17 protein-coding genes are annotated in these 19,213 nt (G+C 52.2%); 9 read left to right on the forward strand and 8 right to left on the reverse strand.

The features are described from left to right. The first annotated feature begins 528 nt into the window (after positions 1-528). Complete coding sequence (locus tag GA0061070_RS18460) at positions 529-1,827, forward strand: MFS transporter (protein ID WP_090137466.1); 1,299 nt, start codon at positions 529-531, stop codon at positions 1,825-1,827. On the opposite strand, the gene GA0061070_RS18465 is transcribed toward GA0061070_RS18460, so the two are convergent. The 5 genes from GA0061070_RS18465 to trxC all read right to left on the reverse strand — a co-directional run bounded on the left by GA0061070_RS18465 (position 1,824) and on the right by trxC (position 7,543). Continuing rightward, positions 1,824-2,147 (reverse strand): YfiM family lipoprotein, encoded by a 324-nt coding sequence (locus GA0061070_RS18465; RefSeq protein ID WP_090137467.1) that lies wholly within the window; start codon positions 2,145-2,147, stop codon positions 1,824-1,826. The two genes, GA0061070_RS18460 and GA0061070_RS18465, sit on opposite strands and share 4 nt — an antisense overlap. Positions 2,148-2,193: 46 nt before the next feature. After that, positions 2,194-3,549, reverse strand: coding sequence for a CDP-diacylglycerol--serine O-phosphatidyltransferase (gene pssA, locus GA0061070_RS18470; protein ID WP_090137468.1), 1,356 nt, complete (start codon positions 3,547-3,549; stop codon positions 2,194-2,196). A 113-nt stretch (positions 3,550-3,662) separates the two neighbouring features. Beyond that, positions 3,663-6,323, reverse strand: coding sequence for a bifunctional acetate--CoA ligase family protein/GNAT family N-acetyltransferase (locus GA0061070_RS18475; RefSeq protein ID WP_090137469.1), 2,661 nt, complete (start codon positions 6,321-6,323; stop codon positions 3,663-3,665). Between the two features lie 32 nt (positions 6,324-6,355). Further along, a complete protein-coding gene (locus GA0061070_RS18480; RefSeq protein WP_090137470.1) occupies positions 6,356-7,054 on the reverse strand; it encodes a tRNA-uridine aminocarboxypropyltransferase in 699 nt (232 codons plus the stop codon). A 69-nt stretch (positions 7,055-7,123) separates the two neighbouring features. Continuing rightward, the gene (gene trxC, locus GA0061070_RS18485) at positions 7,124-7,543 is read right to left on the reverse strand and encodes a thioredoxin TrxC (RefSeq protein WP_090137471.1); all 420 of its coding nucleotides are present in this window, start codon (positions 7,541-7,543) and stop codon (positions 7,124-7,126) included. Positions 7,544-7,749: 206 nt separating this feature from the next. Here trxC and GA0061070_RS18495 point away from each other — a divergent pair, with 206 nt between their 5' ends. Next, on the forward strand, positions 7,750-8,847 hold the full coding sequence (locus tag GA0061070_RS18495) for a tRNA/rRNA methyltransferase (protein WP_090137472.1): 1,098 nt from the start codon (positions 7,750-7,752) through the stop codon (positions 8,845-8,847). Positions 8,848-8,922: 75 nt separating this feature from the next. On the opposite strand, the gene ung is transcribed toward GA0061070_RS18495, so the two are convergent. Continuing rightward, positions 8,923-9,612 carry a uracil-DNA glycosylase gene (ung, locus tag GA0061070_RS18500; RefSeq protein ID WP_090137473.1) on the reverse strand — a complete coding sequence of 230 codons (690 nt, stop codon included), beginning with the start codon at positions 9,610-9,612 and terminating at the stop codon, positions 8,923-8,925. A gap of 312 nt (positions 9,613-9,924) precedes the next feature. On the opposite strand from ung, the gene grcA reads away from it, so the two are divergent. Next, the gene (gene grcA, locus GA0061070_RS18505) at positions 9,925-10,308 is read left to right on the forward strand and encodes an autonomous glycyl radical cofactor GrcA (protein ID WP_090124446.1); all 384 of its coding nucleotides are present in this window, start codon (positions 9,925-9,927) and stop codon (positions 10,306-10,308) included. A gap of 43 nt (positions 10,309-10,351) precedes the next feature. Here the strand turns inward: grcA and srmB are convergent, their stop codons facing one another. After that, the gene (gene srmB, locus GA0061070_RS18510; RefSeq protein ID WP_090137474.1) at positions 10,352-11,686 is read right to left on the reverse strand and encodes an ATP-dependent RNA helicase SrmB; all 1,335 of its coding nucleotides are present in this window, start codon (positions 11,684-11,686) and stop codon (positions 10,352-10,354) included. A gap of 129 nt (positions 11,687-11,815) precedes the next feature. Between srmB and trmN the strand changes: the two genes are divergently transcribed. Further along, positions 11,816-12,553, forward strand: a complete 738-nt coding sequence (gene trmN, locus GA0061070_RS18515) for a tRNA(1)(Val) (adenine(37)-N(6))-methyltransferase TrmN (protein ID WP_090137475.1) — start codon at positions 11,816-11,818, stop codon at positions 12,551-12,553. Here trmN and nadB read toward each other — a convergent pair. Next, positions 12,538-14,157, reverse strand: a complete 1,620-nt coding sequence (nadB, locus tag GA0061070_RS18520) for an L-aspartate oxidase (protein WP_090137476.1) — start codon at positions 14,155-14,157, stop codon at positions 12,538-12,540. The genes trmN and nadB overlap by 16 nt on opposite strands. 422 nt (positions 14,158-14,579) lie before the next feature. Between nadB and rpoE the strand changes: the two genes are divergently transcribed. The 5 genes from rpoE (at position 14,580) to lepA (ending at position 19,211) form a co-directional block, all read left to right on the forward strand. After that, entirely contained in the window at positions 14,580-15,155 is a 576-nt protein-coding gene (rpoE, locus tag GA0061070_RS18525) for an RNA polymerase sigma factor RpoE (protein ID WP_010434081.1), read from the forward strand. 31 nt (positions 15,156-15,186) lie between these two features. Next, complete coding sequence (rseA, locus tag GA0061070_RS18530) at positions 15,187-15,837, forward strand: anti-sigma-E factor RseA (RefSeq protein ID WP_090137477.1); 651 nt, start codon at positions 15,187-15,189, stop codon at positions 15,835-15,837. After that, complete coding sequence (gene rseB, locus GA0061070_RS18535) at positions 15,837-16,790, forward strand: sigma-E factor regulatory protein RseB (RefSeq protein ID WP_090137478.1); 954 nt, start codon at positions 15,837-15,839, stop codon at positions 16,788-16,790. Before rseA ends, rseB begins: the two co-directional genes overlap by 1 nt. Then, a complete protein-coding gene (gene rseC / locus GA0061070_RS18540; protein ID WP_090137479.1) occupies positions 16,787-17,266 on the forward strand; it encodes a SoxR-reducing system protein RseC in 480 nt (159 codons plus the stop codon). The genes rseB and rseC overlap by 4 nt, the downstream gene beginning before the upstream one ends. A gap of 145 nt (positions 17,267-17,411) precedes the next feature. Further along, positions 17,412-19,211, forward strand: a complete 1,800-nt coding sequence (gene lepA / locus GA0061070_RS18545) for a translation elongation factor 4 (protein WP_035888216.1) — start codon at positions 17,412-17,414, stop codon at positions 19,209-19,211. Positions 19,212-19,213: the final 2 nt, after the last annotated feature.

Genomic DNA, 19,213 nt, shown 5'->3' on the forward strand with positions numbered 1-19,213 from the left:
TGGCAAATAAACTGGCGCGAATAGCGTGGGCAATCACGACGAACCGCAATGAATATCAGGCCTGCCACATGCAGGCTTGACTTAATCTATTGATTTTTAGGTACTTAAAAAGTAGTTACCCATCTGGTTTTGCGAAGACTGGTTATTGATGACATGAACGGCATATCGGCCTGATGAGAAACCTCACGCAAAAAATGGCTCACTGAAGCCGGGGGGCTTTTCAGGTTCATCAGGCGCGGAACTCATCGTGGCGCGGGCATCCTTGCCCACATAGACGCCGGATAGATTTAAGCAAGCCCACCATTAATCAAAATCAGTGTTGCAAAAATGGGGGTGACCATAGATTTTTTGCTTTATTTTTCCCCTGGTCAGGTCATATTCTTAATTGGTTATCTTGCTAAACTAAAACGTGATTTAAATCACACTTAAATTATAACAAACATGTAACATTTCTATTTTTGCACAGTGGTGGACAAGGATATTCGCCATGGGTAAGTAACCTCTGTTTCTGGCAGGAGTATCATTCGAATGGCTGAAAGCAGCATAACAACCCGTGCATCGCTCACCAGCAGCGATACTCGCAGAAGGGTGTGGGCGATTATTGGCGCTTCATCGGGCAACCTGGTGGAGTGGTTTGATTTCTATGTCTACTCCTTTTGTTCTCTCTATTTTGCTCATATATTTTTTCCGGCAGGAAATACGACAACCCAGCTATTACAAACGGCAGGCGTATTTGCCGCCGGTTTTCTGATGCGCCCTATTGGCGGATGGTTATTTGGTCGAATCGCCGATCGCCGCGGGCGTAAAAACTCAATGCTGATCTCCGTCTGCATGATGTGCTTTGGATCTCTGGTCATTGCCTGTTTACCAGGTTATGCCGCAATCGGCACCTGGGCTCCAGCACTATTGCTGATTGCCCGTTTGTTTCAGGGGCTTTCAGTCGGCGGCGAGTACGGCACCAGCGCGACCTATATGAGCGAAGTCGCCGTGGAAGGAAGAAAAGGTTTTTACGCATCATTTCAGTATGTTACGCTGATTGGTGGGCAATTGCTGGCGCTACTGGTTGTCGTGATCCTGCAACAGATTCTTGATGATGCAGAATTACGCGCATGGGGCTGGCGTATCCCCTTTGCCATTGGTGCAGTGCTGGCCATCGTTGCACTTTGGCTACGCCGCCAACTGGATGAAACATCGCAGCAAGAAGTTCGGGCTTTAAAAGAAGCTGGTTCAATGAAAGGATTATGGCGCAACCGTAAAGCTTTTCTGATGGTGCTTGGGTTCACGGCGGGAGGATCGCTGGCGTTTTATACCTTCACCACTTATATGCAGAAATATCTGGTTAATACGGCGGGTATGCACGCAAACGTTGCCAGCATCATTATGACTATAGCTCTATTTGTCTTTATGCTAATTCAACCGATTATCGGTGCTTTATCTGACAAAATTGGGCGTCGCACATCAATGCTGCTGTTTGGCGGTCTTTCAATGGTGTGCACTGTACCGATCCTCAGTGCGTTGCACAGTGTCACGTCGCCATACGCGGCATTTGCTCTGGTGATGCTGGCGCTGGTGATCGTCAGCTTTTACACCTCGATCAGTGGGATCCTGAAAGCAGAAATGTTTCCCGCACAGGTGCGGGCTCTCGGAGTCGGGCTTTCTTATGCCGTGGCGAATGCCTTATTTGGCGGTTCGGCGGAATATGTCGCATTGTCGTTGAAGTCATTCGGTGTCGAAACCGCTTTTTTCTGGTACGTCACTGTGCTGGGAGCGTTAGCGTTTCTGGTCTCGCTTATGCTTCATCGCAAAGGAAAAGGCATTCGTCTTTAGTGACTTGCCAGTTGCCACACGGTATAACCCGTTGCGGCGCCGGCAACATCCCATGCGAAATCTTTCCAGCTCCAGCCGCTCCCTGCCGGGCGGCTGTCCCAAAGCTCCTTCGATGCGCCAAGGCTAATTGAAAACATCAGCCCTACCATTGCGCTGCGATCGCGGCTATATCCCTGATGTTGCGCTACCTCGTTACCAGCGGCAGAAAGCATGGCGGAAGCAAGAAAATGCTGCGCCTTATCTTGCCCACTCCAGCTATCATTCGCCATATGACTACAACCCGTCAGTAGCACCAGACTTGCTATCAGCATGTATTTCATCAGCAGACCCGAAAAAAAGCCCCATCACACGACAGGGCTTAATTATTTAAAGAATACGACTTATCAGCTTATCTATGCGGATACGGCGCAATCGGCGAATAAGTTTGCGTACCTTCACCGGATAATCTGCGATGCTTTGCAAATCACGATAATGATTCACCATGGTAGTATGCGTGCGGATAAGCTCCAGCTCTTTGTCGCGCTGAGCCGCCAATTCATGTTTCGGATCGTGAATCAGGATGGCGTTTTCCAGATCCAGCCGCCAGGCGCGGGGGTTCAGGTTGTTACCTGTCAGCAGGATCCATTCGTCGTCCACCCACATTCCTTTCAGGTGATAGGTGTTATCGTCGTCTTTCCATAAACGCACAACTAACTGATCGGTGTTAACGTAATACTGTAGTCTGCTCAGGAAGCGACGCAGATTGATTTCATACAAATAAGGTAGCGCGCCGATGATTTTGAACGGTTCATCTTCCGGAATGAAAAAGTCGTTAGCCGTTTTGTCGCCAACGATAATTTCCACTTTTTTACCCTCGCGCAATAACTGAATAATGTTACGCACCAGCACCGCAGGCAGGTTGAAATAAGGGGTACAAATCGTCAGCTTGTGCTCTGCACACGGCATCAGATGGAAAATAGTTTTGTTCAGCAGGCTGGATTTACCCAGACCGACCAGCGGCGTGACCGCCAGTTGATCGTTATCCGCATTGCCCTGGAAATGGTACGTAGCATCACGCAGCTCCTGACGGAACAGACGAATATCATTTTTGATTTCCGGGCTTTTCGGACGCTGAGCATTATCAAGACGATTTACGCCGCGTCCCTGAATCAGGTTTTGATCGACCCAGTTACGAATGATATCCGCCATTTGTGGGTTGCGGATCAGCTGATAGCGGTCATAACGATATTTATCGTGCTGATGTAAATAGACGTCATTGAGGCTTGCACCGCTGTAAAGTACGCTGTCATCAATGATAAATCCTTTGAAATGCAGCACTCCGAGGGCTTCACGCGTATTCACAGGAACACCATAGACCGGAACCACAACGTCCGGGTTTTCCTGAGCGAGGCGGCAATACCAGTCAGCGTTGGTGTTCAATGCTGCTGCGCCAATGCGGCCACGCTGGGCGCGGTGCCAGTCGACAAGCACACAGACATCCAGTTCCGGGCGCTGGCGCTTGGCTTCATACAGCGCGTGCAGAATTCCCTTCCCGCCATCGTCCTGCTCCAGGTACAGGGCAATGATATAGATCCGACGCGTAGCACTGGCGATTTTCGCCAGTAGCGTCTCCCTGAAATCAGTGGGTGAGTAGAAAAACTCTATGTCATCAACTGACTGAGCAATCTTGGGGAGTTGGGCAAGGTGTTGTTGATGTTTATTACGCTTAAATTTTGACAACATCACAGTGCGTTTCTTCTCTGTTTATTGAAGGGTCTTCTGTACCATGCAGACGACATAAGCGGGCAATAATAACACCGCGCCTGCCAAAGTCGTCAACATTTCCAGTGCCTTACTCAGGATTGCTCCGTCTTCATCAGTTGGAGAGACAATCCAACAATGCCATCTTCCAGCTGAATATCAACGTCAAATCCCAGTTTACGCGCCAGCGTCACCATACCGCGATTGTTGGGCATAGTAATACCATTCAAGCGCTTAAGTCCGTGATCCCGGGTATAACTGATAAGCTTCTCAAGTAAACGTCGGCCAAGCCCCAGCCCTTTCAAATCGGAGCGAACCAGCACAGCAAATTCAGCGTCAATATTATCCGGGTCGGAAATCGCACGTGTAACGCCCAGAATTTCTTCACCCTGATCTATGCGTCGTACTGCAACAAAAGCCATTTCCCGATCGTAGTCGATCTGTGTCATATTCGCTAAATCATCATGGGTAAATTCGTTGATCTCGCTAAAATAGCGGTAGTAAAGATCCTCTTTTGTCACCTGGGCGATAAAGTGCCGTAGCTGAGGCTCATCTTCTGGAAGAATCGGGCGGAACAGGCACTGCTCGCCGTTTTTCATCTCAACCTCTTCTTCCAGATGTTGAGGATAGGGACGAATAGCGAGACGTGTTTCACCGTTTCCGGCAACGGGGGCAATGGTCATGGTCACATCCAGCGCGGTGAAATCGCTACCGGAGGCAAGTAAAGGATGAATATCCAGCCGCTCAATTTCCGGGCAATCAACAATCAGATTCGAAACCTGCACCAGAAACTGGCTTAACCCAACGACATCCAGCGATCGTAACGCACTACGCCCGCGGATCTTTTTACTTTTAATCGCCTGAATCACCAGATAACGGGCGAGGTTCATGTTCAGCGGCGGCAATGCAACGGCGGCCTGATCTTCTGCGCGCCACTCAACGCCGCCTTCGCCTAACATAATCAACGGGCCGAACACAGGATCATGTTCAACAACCACCCGTAGTTCCTGCGCACCCGCGCGGTTTGCCATGCTTTGCACCTGCAAACCGTGAATACGCGCCTGCGGCCAGTTCATCTTCACACGATCAATAATCGCATCCGCTGCCTGCTGCACCTCGTTCGCCGTGCGCAGATAAAGCATCACCCCCTGGACTTCGGATTTGTGAGGAATATCCGGTGAACGCAGTTTTAAGGCGACCGGGTAACCAATCTGTTCGGCAATGTGTACGGCTTCAGCGCTGTCGTTGGCAATCCATGTCGGCAGTGTTTGCAGCCCCCAGGCGCCTAAAATCGGCTGGACTTCATGAGTATCCAGCGTTGTTGCACCCTCCATCAGCGCTTGCTGTAACAGATGGTGTGCTTCGGCGGTATTCGCCGCCATGCTGAGGGATATTGCGGGTGTTTCGCGGAGTTGTTTCTGGTTGCGGCGATACTCCACCATATGCATAAACGCAGTGATGGTGCCTTCCGGTGTGCGGTAAGTGGGTAAACCCGCTTCGCTGAACAGGCGTCGCGCTTCCTGCGAAGAAAACTCTCCGCACCAGTTGGTCAGAACAGTCACATATTTCCCGCGCGGATGTTTGTTCAGTGCGTCGATCAAGGTTACTGCGCTTTCACTGCCCGGTGCGGCGGCGCTGGGTGCATGGATCACCATCAACGCGTCGTAATCCTGGCTGTCGAGCAAAATATTAAGCGCCGCGACATAGCGCTCATTACTGGCATCATCGCGTAAATCAAGCGGGTTATCGGGGACGACGGAATCCGGTAACGCCGTGTGCAAACGGGACAGCGTCTCTTCGCTGAGCGCGGCCAGTTTGCCATTACGCAGCCAAAGTTCATCCAGCGCCAGCGCTGCCGGCGCGGCGCCATTACTGACGATCATCAGGCGCTCGCCGCGCAGAGGGCGCATATGACTGAGTGTTTCTACTGCGGAAAACAGTTCATGTGTATCCTGGACACGCAGCAAACCGGCTCGCTGAATCGCCGCGTCCCATGCAGGATCAAGACCGGAATGCACCTGCAATAATCGCTGTGCTTCCGGGCTGCGGCCGCTTTTGATAACCAGGATAGGTTTATTTCGCGATGCGCTGCGGGCAGCAGAGACAAAGCGACGCGCATCGCTTAAATGTTCCAGATACAGCAGAATGGCGCTGGTTTTACTATCCCGCGCGAGAAAATCCAGCAGCTCGTCAACATCGATATCCAGGCTATCGCCAAGTGCGATGAAGTAAGAGAATCCCATTTCTCTTTGTTGTGCCCAGTCGAGGATCGTATTCGACACTGCCGCTGATTGGGAGATAAACGCCAGTTTGCCGCGCGTAATCGGCACTGGCGAAAAACTGGCGTTCAGTCCCTGCCACGGTGCAAGCAAACCGAGGCTGTTCGGGCCGAGCAATCGCATCTGGTAGCGTGCAGCGCAGGCCAGAAGAAGTGGATGCTGATCGGGAGGCGCAGAGAGAATAATGCAGGTTTTGCAGCCTTTTTGCCCCAGCGCATCAAGTAGTTCAAGGTTGCGTTTGGCATGTGTGCACAGCACCGCGAGATCGGGCGTAAACGGTAGGCTGGCGACATCCGGCCAGGCCAGCACGCCCTGAACCGCTTTATAGGCGGGCGTAACCGGCAATACCGGCCCGGCAAAACCTCCCGCCAGTAAATTGCGCATCATCAGAAAACCTGCGCGATCCGCCTTCATTGACGCGCCCACCACCGCAATCGATCGGGGACGCAATAACGCTTCCAGCCCTCGTTGGCTCATACCGGCCTCCGCTTAAGAGAGATCCGATGATTTTAAACGTTTTCGGTTGTGTTTGCTGTGATAGCGGATGGATGGTGGGTTTTCCCTGCCAGATAACGTTCGCGAAAGAGCGTGAAATGTTCGCCAAGCGCCTGTGCGGCCTTGTTGTCGTGCGCGATATCCAGCAACGCAATCGCCACTTCTGCGGTGCAATATTGATCGTCGGCATGTGCTTCCCGTAGGCGGTAAGCGGAAACGCGCGAGAGATCCACAGAGATAACTGGCAGTGCATCCAGATAAGGGCTTTTGCGAAACATTTTTCGCGCTTCAGTCCAGGTACCGTCCAGCATAATAAACAGTGGCGGTTTACCTGTCGGCGGCGAGCTCAGCACTTGCCGTTCACTGCCCGCATAAGAGGCGGGAAACACCACCATTGGCTGGTACGCCTCACAGCGGCAGAGATCGATAAGCGCCTGCGGCGGTTCGGTGCGCGACCACTGAAAAGCCAGCGTATTGGGTAGCACGTCAGCAATCAACCTTCCGGTATTGCTCGGCTTCATCGGTTCGGTATCAAACATCACCAGACAGAAACGGCTGTTGGCGGTCGCGGGTTTTAACGTTTCACACAGACACTGTCGTAGCGGCAACAGGCAACGCTGGCAGCGACGGATACGGTTACCACGGGCAAGGAACGGACGCGTCGAACGGGCAAGACGTTCGGCGCGGAGTCGAAGAACAGCGTTTTCGGTCATGGGGATTGCGCAATAAAAACGCCATTGTCGCAGAGCCGGAAACGGGGCACAAGATGCGCCCCGACGGGATCACAGCGATTCGTTGAGCCAACTGTCGAACGGTGCTTTCGGCATGGCGCCGCTAAGCATGTCGACAACTTCACCATTCTTGAACAGCATAATGGTTGGAATACTGCGAATGCGGAATCGTGCGCTCAGTTCACGTTCAGCTTCGGTGTTTACTTTGACAAATCGCACTTTACCGTTGCGTTCTTCCGCCACATCTTCAAAAATCGGCGCAAAACTACGGCATGGGCCGCACCATGGTGCCCAGAAATCAACGACCACGGGCAGATCGTCTTTCAGCAATTTATCCAGCGTTTCACCAGTAGCATTGATCACATCTCCATCGAACAGCTCGTGTCCACAGCGTCCACATTTTGCACCGTCGTTCATTCTCTCTTCGGGAATGCGGTTCAGCGCCTGACAGCTTGCACATACGGTATTCATAACTAACCTCAGGAAAAGCGATGGTACAGAGCGGCATGACTGCCGGTATGTTTCTACTATGTTACATATTATTAATAAGAAGCTCTTAAACGACAATGCGTTTTGTTCAATGAATACAATAGTCGATAGCTTTTGAACGAATTAATGGCGAAGCGCAAGGACATCAGGTAATCTGCGCGCTTCGCGCAGCGCTGGTGGAGAAAAGCATGAACGATGAATTAAAGAACAAAAGCGGCAAGGTCAAAGTGATGTATGTCCGCAGTGATGATGATTCCGATAAACGTGGCCAAAACCCACGCACCGGGAAAGGGCCAGCACGAGCAGGATCGTCGTCTCGTGCCGGAGATGACCGTCGTACTGCCCGCGATGATCGTGGCCGCCCTGGCCGTGATGACAGAAACCGTTCTGCCCGCGACAACAACAGTCGCCGCCCGCAGCGAGACAATTACAATGAGCGTAGTGATTCCCCATGGCGTACTGTTTCCCGCGCGCCGGGCGACGACACGCCTGAAAAACCGGATCATGGCGGTATCAGCGGTAAAAGCTTTATCGATCCCGAAGTGCTGCGTCGCCAGCGCGCAGAAGAGACGCGCGTATACGGCGAAAACGCCTGCCAGGCGCTGTTCAGCAGCCGTCCTGAATCCATTGTTCGCGCTTGGTTTGTGCAGAGTGTAACGCCGCGTTTTAAAGAAGCCCTGCGCTGGATGGCGGCAAACCGCAAAGCTTATCATGTGGTGGATGACGAAGAACTGGAGAAAGCGTCCGGTACGGAACATCACGGCGGTGTCTGTTTCCTGATCAAAAAACGCAATGGATTAAGCGTGCAGAAATGGGTGGCAAGTGCCGGTGAAGAGGATTGTGTACTGGCGCTCGAAGATGTTGGCAACCCGCATAACCTCGGTGCGATTATGCGTAGCTGCGCGCACTTTGGCGTCAAAGGTGTGGTGTTGCAGGATGCTGCGGTGATTGAATCCGGTGCGGCAGTGCGTACCGCAGAAGGCGGAGCCGAACACGTTCAGGCAATTACTGGCGACAGCTTTGTCGATGCATTGGAAGAGTTCCGTCAGGCAGGTTATGCGCTGGTAACGACTTCCAGTCACAACGGTACGCCGCTGTTCAAAGCGGCATTACCGAAAAAAATGGTGCTGGTACTAGGCCAGGAGCGCGATGGGTTATCTGATGCGGCGCTTTCCCGCACGGATCTGAGTGTCTCGATTGATGGTACTGGCAACGTTGAAAGTCTCAATGTTTCTGTGGCAACCGGCGTGCTGCTGGCAGAATGGTGGCGGCAGAACAAAGCCTGAGCCTGAGACTGACGTTAGCCAGTAGATTAAAAGAGCCAGCGCCTTTATGAGGGCAGCCCGCAACGCTGGCTTTTTTTACTCGGTTTCCGCGGGCAATGTCGGCATCCAGTCGATAGGCTGTTCTCCATGCTGCTCCAGCCACTGATTTGCCAGCACAAAGTGATTACAACCAAAGAAACCGCGATGCGCAGAGAGTGGCGACGGGTGCGGCGCACGTAAAACATGGTGGCGGGATTTGTCGATAATCGCCCCTTTCTTCTGCGCATGCGAACCCCAGAGCAAAAACACAATGCCTTCCCGATGTTCATTAATCAGCGCGATCACTTTGTCGGTAAAGGTTTCCCAGCCGAGACTGGCATGTGAGTGCGCCTGGCCGGCACGTACTGTCAGCACGGTATTGAGTAACAATACGCCCTGGCGCGCCCAGCTCTCCAGATAACCATGCTGTGGTCGTACGAAGCCAGGGATGGTGTTTTCCAACTCTTTATACATATTCAACAGGGAAGGTGGGATGGCGATCCCCGGGCGCACAGAAAATGCCAGACCGTGTGCCTGACCAGGACCGTGATAGGGATCCTGCCCCAAAATCACCACTTTAACATCGCCCAGTTCGGTAAAACGGAAAGCGTTAAACACATCTTTCTGCGGTGGGTAGATGGTCATTCCGGACTGCCGCTCAGCCGCAACCGTACTGAGGGTATTGATAAAGTAGGACTGCTGTTTTTCTTCTGCCAGCACATCATGCCATGTTAATGAGGTGGTCATCCCGCTCTCCTGCGAAGTTGGTTCCCCATAGCTTAACTGCTTCTTGTGGCATAACAAAATTCACCATCGGCTTTTGCTGAATTCACTAAAAAAAATTGAAAATTTACAAAAATTTTTAAGGTTGTTTGAAACGCGTAACTTGATATAAAACAAGTGTATTGCCTAATAACCATTTTTACTGTGTGGTTTTTGTTGATTTAAATCAAAGAATACGGGGTGTCAGACTGGTATATAAACAATCAGACAACAATGGTTTTACCAATTGGCCGGGAAAACCGGCTAATCGAATAATGTGCCGAAGGGAGGCAAATCATGATTACTGGTATCCAGATTACTAAAGCTGCAAACAACAACCTGCTAAACTCGTTCTGGCTGCTTGATAGCGAAAAAGGCGAAGCACGTTGCGTTTGTGCAAAAGGTGGTTTCGCGGAAGATGAAGTCGTTGCAGTCAACAAACTGGGCGCTATCGAATATCGTGAAATTCCGATGGAAGTGAAACCGGAAGTGCGTGTGGAAGGCGGTCAGCATCTGAACGTGAACGTTCTGCGTCGTGAAACGCTGCTTGATGCCGTTGAACATCCGGAAAAATACCCGCAACTGACCATTCGTGTATCCGGTTATGCAGTACGTTTTAACTCGCTGACGCCGGAACAGCAGCGCGACGTTATTGCTCGTACCTTTACTGAAAGCCTGTAATTTCAGGCTGATATAAAAAATGCCGGGATATCCCGGCATTTTTTTACTCTTCTGTTTTTTGCGGCTCGCTGCTCACTGCGCTGGGCTTGCGTCGCTTACCGATGTTTTTGGTATCGCGATGGCGTTGCTTCACACGAGGCTTCTCTTTTTCTTTCTCTTTTTTCTTCTCTTCGCGTTTGGCCAGCACTTTTTTCGATGGCTTGCCTTTCAGCTTCTCGCTTGGTACTCGCGTTGTCGGGCGCAGTTCGTCCACGACGCGCGCTTTCAGCGGCTCTTCAACATAACGGCCTACTTTGCCCAGCAACAGGTGATCGTGCGCTTCAACCAGGGAAATGGCTGCGCCTTTGCGGCCGGCGCGGCCAGTGCGGCCAATACGGTGCAGGTAGGTGTCGCCACTGCGTGGCATATCGAAGTTAATGACGTGGCTGACATCCGGAATGTCGATACCACGCGCAGCAACATCGGTAGCAATAAGCACATTGACGCGACCATCGGTCAGACGTTTGATCGCTTCGTTACGTTTCACCTGTACCATCTCGCCTTCGAGATAGCAGTTATTGATGCCCGCTTCGCGCAGCCAGCCTGCCAGCTCATGTACGCGTTCACGTTTACGCACGAAGACGATAGAACGGCTGACTTCTGGTTGTTTCAGTAGGTGTATCAGCAGAGCGGTTTTGTGTTCAAGGTTGTCGGCGCGGTAGTACCATTGGTGGATTTTCTTACGTTCGCGCGTTGACGGTGTGGCGGAGACTTCTACCGGATCTTCCAACAGACGTTCAGCGAAATTTTTGATCGCATCGCCTTCAAGCGTTGCGGAGAAGAGCATAGTCTGCTTGCGCCAGCGAGTTTCACCCGCAATGTGCTCGATATCCTGGGCGAAACCCATATCCAGCATGCGATCGGCTTCATCGAGGATCAACGTTTCTACTGCGCGACAGTCGAAGTTCTCTTCTTTAATGTATTGCAGCAAGCGGCCGGTGGTGGCAACCACGATATCCTGGTTTTCGCTGAACACTTCGGCGTGGTTCATGTAGGCGACGCCGCCAGTAATGGTAGCGATATCCAGATGGGTATTCGCCGCCAGTTCTCGGGCATGATCAGCAACCTGCATTGCCAGCTCGCGGGTTGGCGTCAGGATCAGAATACGCGGCGGGCCGGATTTCTTACGTGGAAAGTCCAGAAGGTGTTGCAACGCTGGCAGCAGATAGGCCGCCGTTTTACCGGTACCAGTAGGCGCAGAGCCAAGGACGTCACGCCCCTCAAGCGCAGGCGGAATGGCAGCTGCCTGGATGGCGGTTGGGCGCGTAAAGCCTTTATCCTGGAGCGCGTCCAGCAGGCTGTCGTCAAGTTCGAGTTCGGAAAAAGTCGTTACAGTCATGATCTACCTCTGTGTGGGGCGCTGATTATAGACGTTACGGCTGGAATCTTCATCTGTTGTCTGCTTACCGCTTTTCCGGCGCATTGCTTTCGCCTATGCTACGCTTGTTTCCGTATTGAGGTAGTAAAGATGTCTCAGTCAAAGGCTCAGTTGCGCCGTGACGGTTTCACGTTTAAAGAATTCTTTGTCGCACACGATCGTTGCGCCATGAAAGTAGGCACTGATGGTTTGATGTTGGGTGCCTGGTCGCCGGTATCGAAAGCCCGGCATGTGCTGGATATTGGCACGGGCAGCGGTCTGCTGGCGCTGATGCTGGCGCAGCGAACCGGGCCGACGGTGGCCATTGATGCCGTCGAACTTGATGAGCAGGCTGCTTCGCAGGCGCAGGAAAATGTGCTGGCATCACCGTGGGCAGATCGTATCACAGTTCACGAGGCTGATATTCGCCAGTGGAGCAATGAGAATACGGTACGTTACGATCTGATTGTCAGCAATCCTCCCTATTTTGACGAAGGGGTGAAATGTGCGACGCCAGAACGCGATCGCGCGCGCTATACTGCCACATTGAATCATCAGTCATTACTGGAAATTGCTGCCACACTGGTGACGGAAGAAGGCTTTTTCTGTGTTGTATTGCCGATTGAAGCCAGCGAACTTTTCACGCAGAAAGCGCTTGGTATCGGCTGGCATTTACGTTTGCGAACCGATGTGTCAGAAACGGAAAGCCGTTTACCGCATCGTGTCCTGCTGGCGTTCTCGCCGCGTGCCGGTGACATGTTCGTCGACCGGCTGGCGATTCGCGGGCCGGATCAGCGCTATTCTGACAGCTATACCGCGCTGACCCAGAGCTTCTACTTGTTTATGTAATTGCGCGGCGAAAGTACCGTCGGGCCGGATTCCGCAAGCTGTTCGGGGTAATCCAATGTGTAATGCAACCCGCGGCTCTCTTTGCGCTGCATCGCGCAGCGTACAATCAGCTCGGCTACCTGTACCAGGTTACGCAGCTCCAGCAGATTATTAGAGACGCGGAAATTGGCGTAGTACTCGTCAATTTCCTGCTGCAACAAGGTAATGCGGCGCATCGCGCGTTCAAGCCGTTTTGTGGTACGTACGATACCCACGTAATCCCACATAAACAGCCGCAGTTCGTGCCAATTATGTTGCAGAATAACCCGCTCATCGGCGTCGTCGACGCGGCTTTCATCCCAGGCTGGCAGCGCCGGAATGGCATGTGCATGTGGCATGCGGAGGGCAATGTCTTCCGCTGCCGACCAACCGTACACCAGACATTCAAGCAGTGAATTCGATGCCATGCGGTTCGCGCCGTGCAGGCCGGTATAGCTCACTTCGCCCACGGCGTAGAGGCCATCGACATCGCTACGTCCGTGATCGTCAACCATCACGCCGCCGCAGGTGTAGTGCGCAGCAGGCACTATTGGCACAGGTTCTTTGGTCAAATCGATCCCCAGACCCAGCAATTTTTCATAAATCATCGGAAAGTGATGACGAATAAATTCTGCGGGTTTATGGCTAATATCGAGGTACATGCAGTCCACACCGAGGCGCTTCATTTCATGATCTATAGCGCGGGCGACGACATCACGCGGAGCCAGTTCGCCACGCGGATCAAAATCTGGCATAAAACGCGTACCGTCCGGACGTTTCAACCAGGCTCCTTCACCGCGCAGCGCTTCGCTGAGCAGGAAGCTGCGCGCCTGCGGATGAAACAGCGCAGTGGGATGGAACTGGTTAAATTCCAGGTTCGCTACCCGGCAACCAGCGCGCCACGCCATGGCGATGCCGTCACCGGAGGAGATATCAGGGTTGGTGGTGTATTGATAGACTTTTGATGCGCCGCCGGTCGCCAGCACTACCGCCTTTGCCTGGCAGGTTTCCACCTGTTCTTTATTTCGGTTCCACACCCATGCTCCAACGACGCGACGCGTACCCGGAAGACCGATTTTGTCCGAAATAATCAAATCCACCGCATTGCAGCGTTCGAGTACGCGAATATTCGGATGGTTAAAGGCCTTGCTGACCAGGGTATTTTCCACCGCTTTACCGGTGGCATCAGCGGCATGAAGGATGCGGCGATGGCTGTGCCCGCCTTCGCGCGTCAGATGGTAGCTGGACTCGCCATTTGCGGCGACCTCGGTGTCAAATAACACCCCTTGATCGATAAGCCACTGTACGCAGGAACGCGCATTGCTGGCGACAAATTCTGCCGCGTGACGTTCAACAATTCCTGCGCCAGCAATCAGCGTATCTTCCACATGGGATTCAACGCTGTCTGTTTCGTCAAAAACGGCTGCAATGCCGCCCTGAGCATAAAATGTTGAGCCTTCACTGATTGGCCCCTTACTTAAGACGATGACTTTGTGTTGTGCAGCCAGACGTAAAGCCACTGAAAGACCGGCGGCGCCGCTACCGACAACCAGCACATCACAGGAGAGTTCAGGCGTTGTTTTCATGATCTGTGTTTAATTTACTAAACAATGTTTGCTGAGCATAGCACCGTGTCCGGAGAAAGATCACTCTTTTTTGCAAGGGTTGTATTAATGGCTAAACATAACCTTTGTGCCAGCATCTGTCATAAGCGGAAAAAATAGTTAAGATGCAAATCGTTAGTGAAGGTGTATTAGAGGTGAAAAAAAACCACTATTGAGTTACTCTCTGGCGATCTTAAGGTCTTTTCTTTGAGAAAACACAGTGTTCAGCGTTTGCAGACTTATAATGAGTGATAATGATTTTTTGCGAACGATACACAAAAACAATGGCGTAACGGAACTTTACTGTAAACCTGGGCTCTAATTGGCTGCTTGCTCATATTGCAGTATTGGAGTGGCGTTTCTGGATACGCGTGGAAATTGGTTTTGGGGAGATTTTACCTCGGATGAGCGAGCAGTTAACGGATCAGGTTCTTGTCGAAAGGGTCCAAAAAGGAGATCAGAAAGCGTTTAACTTACTGGTAGTGCGCTACCAGCATAAAGTGGCGAGTCTGGTTTCCCGGTATGTCCCTTCAGGCGATGTACCTGATGTCGTACAAGAATCATTTATAAAGGCCTATCGCGCGCTTGATTCGTTCAGGGGAGATAGTGCTTTTTATACCTGGTTATACCGAATTGCTGTTAACACAGCGAAAAATTACCTGGTCGCCCAAGGGCGCAGGCCGCCATCCAGTGATGTGGACGCTATTGATGCAGAAAACTTCGAAAGTGGCGGTGCACTGAAAGAAATTTCGAACCCTGAGAACTTAATGTTGTCAGAAGAACTGAGACAAATAGTTTTTCGTACCATTGAGTCGCTCCCGGAAGATTTACGCATGGCAATTACGTTGCGGGAGTTGGATGGCCTGAGTTACGAAGAGATTGCGGTCATCATGGATTGTCCGGTTGGTACAGTGCGTTCACGTATCTTCCGTGCGCGTGAAGCTATTGATAATAAAGTTCAACCGCTTATCAGGCGTTGACGATAGCGGGATACTGAAAAAGGTATTAGGCATGCAGAAAGAACAACTTTCCGCTTTAATGGATGGCGAAACGCTGGATAGCGAGCTGCTCGCAGAGCTGACCCGCGATCCTGAAATGCAGAGAACCTGGGAGAGCTATCACCTGATTCGCGACTCTATGCGCGGTGATACGGCCGATCTCCTCCATTTCGATATCTCCGCCCGCGTGATGGCCGCGATTGAGAACGATGCCGTTGAAACCACAACGCCGTTGATTCCAGAAGCGCAGCCTGCACCGCACCAATGGCAGAAGATGCCGTTCTGGCACAAGGTTCGCCCGTGGGCAAGCCAACTGACCCAAATGGGCGTAGCGGCATGCATATCGCTTGCTGTTATTGTTGGAGTCCAGCACTATAATGGCTCGACTGAATCAACCCAACAGCCCGAAGCTCCAGTGTTTAATACGCTGCCGATGATGGGTAAAGCCAGTCCGGTAAGTTTGGGGGTTCCTTCTGATGCATCGGCAAACGCCGGTCAGCAACAACAGGTGCAGGAACAGCGTCGTCGCATTAATGCGATGTTGCAGGATTACGAACTGCAACGCCGTCTGCACTCCGAACAGCTTCAGTTTGAGCAGGCGCAAACGCAGCAGGCCGCTGTACAGGTGCCGGGAAATCAAACTTTAGGAACGCAATCGCAGTAATGAAGCAACTTTGGTGTGCCATGTCTTTTGTGGCTACTGGCCTGTTCTTCTCTGTCAACGCCTCGGCTGATGTTTCATCCGGGGCGTTGTTACAGCAAATGAATGTGGCGAGTCAGTCACTCAACTACGAACTCTCTTTTATCAGTATTAATAAGCAGGGAGTAGAGTCTTTACGCTACCGCCATGTACGTGTGAATGACCAACCGATTGCACAGCTATTGCAGATGGACGGTCCACGTCGGGAAGTGGTGCAGCGGGGCAGTGAGATCAGCTACTTTGAACCTGGTCTTGAGCCCTTTACGCTCAACGGCAACTATATTGTCGATTCGATGCCGTCGCTGGTTTATAGCGATTTCAAACGTCTTTCCCCTTACTATGACTTCATCTCAGTGGGCCGTACGCGCATTGCTGACAGGCTGTGCGAAGTGATCCGCGTAGTGGCGCGCGATGGCACCCGGTACAGTTATATCGTCTGGATGGATGAGGAGACGCATCTGCCAATGCGTGTCGACCTGCTCGATCGCGATGGCGAAACCCTTGAACAGTTCCGCGTCATCGCATTCTCGGTCAATGACCAGGTTACCAGCAATATGCAGACACTGGCAAAAGCCAGTCTGCCACCGTTGTTGTCATTACCGGTTGGCGATAAGGCTGATTTTAACTGGATGCCATCCTGGGTGCCGCAGGGTTTTGAGCTGGTCTCCAGCAGCCGCCGTAAATTGCCAACACTTGAGATGCCGGTTGAATCGCGTCTTTATTCTGATGGTTTATTCAGCTTCTCAGTTAACATCAGCCCGGCCAATCAGAACAGTGCCGAACAGTTACTGCGTACCGGTCGACGCACTGTGATGACCACGGTTCGCGATAACGCGGAAATTACTGTTGTCGGCGAATTGCCACCGCAAACTGCAAAACGCATTGCGGACAGCCTTAAATTCAAGGCCGCACAATGATTAAAGAGTGGGCGACTGTCATTTCCTGGCAAAATGGTAACGCGCTGGTCGAATGTGATGTCAAAGCATCCTGTAGCAGCTGTGCTTCCCGTGCAGGTTGCGGTAGCCGTGTGCTGAATAAACTGGGCCCGCAAACAACGCACACCATTGCTGTTCCTTGCGAACAACCGCTGGTGGCGGGGCAAAAAGTGGAGCTGGGCATTGCCGAAGCCAGCTTGCTGAGCTCCGCCATGCTGGTGTATATGTCGCCACTGGTGGGGCTGTTTGCCGTGGGCGCCATTTTCCAGTCGCTGTTTGCTGCCGATATCGCGGCGCTGTGCGGTGCGGTGCTGGGCGGTATTGGTGGCTTTTTACTCGCGCGCGGGCTGTCGCCAAAGCTGGCTACCCGTAGTGAATGGCAACCAGTGATCTTAAGCGTAGGCTTGCCGCCAGAGATGATTCGCGTCGATATTGCCACTACTGAAAATCGTCCGTAATTTCCCTTTTCGCCTTGCGGTAATGGCTTCACTTTCTGGCATTTCCCCGCATTGTGGTTGTAGTGTAGAATGCGGCGTTTCAGTACATTTGACGTCAGGCGCGAACAGGCCTCTTAGCTACTCGTAAGGCATAAAATCTCACTCTATGAAGAATATTCGTAACTTTTCGATCATCGCTCACATCGACCACGGTAAGTCTACGCTGTCTGACCGTATCATCCAGATTTGCGGTGGTCTTTCCGATCGCGAAATGGAAGCCCAGGTTCTTGATTCGATGGATCTTGAGCGCGAGCGCGGTATTACTATCAAAGCGCAAAGTGTGACGCTGGATTATAAAGCCAACAATGGTGAAATCTACCAGCTCAACTTTATCGATACCCCAGGTCACGTTGACTTCTCCTATGAGGTTTCCCGCTCGCTGGCTGCCTGTGAAGGGGCGCTGCTGGTGGTGGATGCCGGGCAGGGCGTTGAAGCCCAGACGCTGGCGAACTGCTATACCGCCATTGAAATGGATCTTGAAGTGGTGCCGGTACTGAACAAGATCGATCTGCCGGCAGCCGATCCTGAACGCGTTGCGGAAGAGATTGAAGACATCGTCGGTATCGACGCTACCGATGCGGTGCGCTGCTCGGCGAAAACCGGCGTCGGCGTTCCGGACGTACTGGAACGTTTGGTGCGTGATATTCCGCCGCCAGAAGGCGATCCGGATGCGCCGTTGCAGGCGCTGATTATCGACTCCTGGTTCGATAACTACCTTGGCGTGGTTTCTCTGGTGCGTATCAAAAACGGCACTATGCGTAAAGGCGACAAAATTAAGGTGATGAGCACCGGGCAGGTCTATAACGCTGACCGCCTCGGTATTTTCACGCCGAAACAGATTGACCGTAACGAACTAAAATGCGGCGAAGTAGGCTGGCTGGTCTGCGCAATTAAAGACATTCTCGGCGCGCCGGTCGGCGATACCCTGACTACAGCCCGTAACCCAGCAGACAAAGCGCTGCCAGGCTTTAAAAAAGTGAAACCGCAGGTTTATGCGGGGCTATTCCCGGTCAGTTCCGATGATTATGAAAACTTCCGTGACGCGCTTGGTAAGCTGAGCCTGAACGATGCTTCGCTGTTCTATGAGCCGGAAAGTTCCACCGCGCTGGGCTTCGGCTTCCGCTGCGGCTTCCTCGGCCTGCTGCACATGGAGATCATTCAGGAACGTCTGGAGCGTGAATACGATCTGGATTTGATTACCACGGCGCCGACCGTAGTCTACGAAGTGTTGACCACCAACAAAGAAGTGGTTTACGTCGACAGCCCTTCCAAGCTGCCACCGCTGAACAATATCGACGAACTGCGCGAGCCAATCGCCGAATGTCATATGCTGTTGCCGCAGGAATACCTGGGCAACGTCATTACCTTGTGCGTAGAAAAACGCGGCGTACAGACCAACATGGTTTACCACGGTAACCAGGTGGCGCTGACTTATGAAATTCCGATGGCGGAAGTGGTACTGGATTTCTTCGACCGCCTGAAGTCGACCTCGCGCGGTTATGCGTCGCTGGACTACAACTTCAAACGTTTCCAGGCTTCAAACATGGTACGTGTGGACGTGCTGATTAACGGTGAGCGCGTTGATGCGCTGGCGCTGATCACCCACAATGATAACGCGCCGTACCGTGGCCGTGAGCTGGTGGAGAAGATGAAGGAACTGATCCCACGTCAGCAGTTTGATATCGCGATTCAGGCGGCGATTGGCAACCACATTATTGCCCGCTCAACCGTGAAACAGCTGCGTAAAAACGTTCTGGCAAAATGTTATGGCGGTGACGTCAGCCGTAAGAAAAAGCTGCTGCAGAAACAGAAAGAAGGTAAGAAACGTATGAAGCAGGTCGGTAACGTCGAACTGCCGCAGGAAGCGTTCCTTGCCATTCTGCACGTAGGCAAAGAGAGCAAATAACC

Source organism: Kosakonia oryziphila, assembly GCF_900094795.1.
GTDB lineage: Bacteria > Pseudomonadota > Gammaproteobacteria > Enterobacterales > Enterobacteriaceae > Kosakonia > Kosakonia oryziphila.

What these genes read in the sequence shown, in the direction of transcription:
- GA0061070_RS18460 (WP_090137466.1), top strand. Translation starts at nt 529, where the DNA reads ATGGCTGAAAGCAGCATAACAACCCGTGCATCGCTCACCAGCAGCGAT.
- GA0061070_RS18465 (WP_090137467.1), bottom strand. Translation starts at nt 2,147, where the DNA reads ATGAAATACATGCTGATAGCAAGTCTGGTGCTACTGACGGGTTGTAGT.
- pssA (WP_090137468.1), bottom strand. Translation starts at nt 3,549, where the DNA reads ATGTTGTCAAAATTTAAGCGTAATAAACATCAACAACACCTTGCCCAA.
- GA0061070_RS18475 (WP_090137469.1), bottom strand. Translation starts at nt 6,323, where the DNA reads ATGAGCCAACGAGGGCTGGAAGCGTTATTGCGTCCCCGATCGATTGCG.
- GA0061070_RS18480 (WP_090137470.1), bottom strand. Translation starts at nt 7,054, where the DNA reads ATGACCGAAAACGCTGTTCTTCGACTCCGCGCCGAACGTCTTGCCCGT.
- trxC (WP_090137471.1), bottom strand. Translation starts at nt 7,543, where the DNA reads ATGAATACCGTATGTGCAAGCTGTCAGGCGCTGAACCGCATTCCCGAA.
- GA0061070_RS18495 (WP_090137472.1), top strand. Translation starts at nt 7,750, where the DNA reads ATGAACGATGAATTAAAGAACAAAAGCGGCAAGGTCAAAGTGATGTAT.
- ung (WP_090137473.1), bottom strand. Translation starts at nt 9,612, where the DNA reads ATGACCACCTCATTAACATGGCATGATGTGCTGGCAGAAGAAAAACAG.
- grcA (WP_090124446.1), top strand. Translation starts at nt 9,925, where the DNA reads ATGATTACTGGTATCCAGATTACTAAAGCTGCAAACAACAACCTGCTA.
- srmB (WP_090137474.1), bottom strand. Translation starts at nt 11,686, where the DNA reads ATGACTGTAACGACTTTTTCCGAACTCGAACTTGACGACAGCCTGCTG.
- trmN (WP_090137475.1), top strand. Translation starts at nt 11,816, where the DNA reads ATGTCTCAGTCAAAGGCTCAGTTGCGCCGTGACGGTTTCACGTTTAAA.
- nadB (WP_090137476.1), bottom strand. Translation starts at nt 14,157, where the DNA reads ATGAAAACAACGCCTGAACTCTCCTGTGATGTGCTGGTTGTCGGTAGC.
- rpoE (WP_010434081.1), top strand. Translation starts at nt 14,580, where the DNA reads ATGAGCGAGCAGTTAACGGATCAGGTTCTTGTCGAAAGGGTCCAAAAA.
- rseA (WP_090137477.1), top strand. Translation starts at nt 15,187, where the DNA reads ATGCAGAAAGAACAACTTTCCGCTTTAATGGATGGCGAAACGCTGGAT.
- rseB (WP_090137478.1), top strand. Translation starts at nt 15,837, where the DNA reads ATGAAGCAACTTTGGTGTGCCATGTCTTTTGTGGCTACTGGCCTGTTC.
- rseC (WP_090137479.1), top strand. Translation starts at nt 16,787, where the DNA reads ATGATTAAAGAGTGGGCGACTGTCATTTCCTGGCAAAATGGTAACGCG.
- lepA (WP_035888216.1), top strand. Translation starts at nt 17,412, where the DNA reads ATGAAGAATATTCGTAACTTTTCGATCATCGCTCACATCGACCACGGT.